At 66.5% G+C, this 1,046-nt stretch carries 1 protein-coding gene; it reads right to left on the minus strand.

Features of this window, described 5'->3' with window-relative positions; translation table 11 throughout:
* Positions 1–29: 29 nt before the first annotated feature.
* Positions 30–923 (minus strand): IS5 family transposase, encoded by an 894-nt coding sequence (locus NDR87_RS37055; RefSeq protein WP_372494413.1) that lies wholly within the window; start codon positions 921–923, stop codon positions 30–32.
* Positions 924–1,046 lie beyond the last annotated feature (123 nt).

Genomic DNA, 1,046 nt, shown 5'->3' on the forward strand with positions numbered 1-1,046 from the left:
CTAGGCCGTGTCTCGAAGTAGGTGTTGTGTCAGAGCCATTGGTCGATGGCGGCGACCTGGATGACGGCCAAGTAGCGGGTGGCGAGTTTCTCGTAGCGGGTGGCGACAGCACGGTGTTGTTTGAGGCGGTTGATCCCGCGTTCGATCGTGTTGCGGTGCCGGTAGATCTCGTGGTCGAAAGCCGGTGGCCTCCCGCCGAAGCGGCCGCGGTTGCGGCGGTGTCCGGCTTGATCTGCCGGCACCGGGATCGTCGCGGCGATCCCACGGCTACGTAGGTGAGCGCGGTTGGCGGCCGAGGAATACGCCTTGTCCGCCAACACGCGCTCGGGCCGGACGCGGGCACGTCCGCGACCGACGCGGGGCACCCGGATGCCGTCGAGGACCGCGGCGAACTGTGGGCTGTCACCGGCTTGGCCCGGTGTCAGCAGCAGCGACAGAGGACGTAGCCGGTACTCGCACGCGAGGTGCAGTTTGGTGGTCCACCCGCCTCGTGAACGCCCGAGCGCGTGATCGACAGGCTCGCTACGGTAACCGCCCGGCGGCTCGACCTGCCGGCCACCATCACGGCGGGCACCAGCAGCGTGCTGGTGAGCACGCATGATCGTGGAGTCCACGCTCACCAACCATCCGATCTCACCCGCGGCGTCGGCCAGGGCCTGCAACTGTTGCAAGACCGACGACCAGATCCCGGTGCGTGCCCACCGCCGGAACACCGCGTAGATCGCCTGCCAGGACCCGTACTGCGGTGGGATGTCACGCCAGGGCGCACCGACCCGGATCCGCCACCGGATCCCGTCGATGATCTGGCGTCTGGTCCATCTCGAGGGACGGCCCGGTCTTTTCGGACACGGCAGCAACGGTTCCAGCCGCGCCCACTGGGCATCGGTCAGATCCGCACGGCACGTCACCGCTAGGCTGGTCACGAGGTCTCCGGTGTTCAGTTGAATCTTGGTCGATCAACCAACTACCGGAGACCTCACCACTATCAAAATCCCAGCCCGCCAACCAATCTCACAGCCGCTGCATCACTTCGAGACACGGCCTAG

Source organism: Nocardia sp. CDC159, from assembly GCF_023740735.1.
Classification (GTDB): domain Bacteria; phylum Actinomycetota; class Actinomycetes; order Mycobacteriales; family Mycobacteriaceae; genus Nocardia; species Nocardia pulmonis.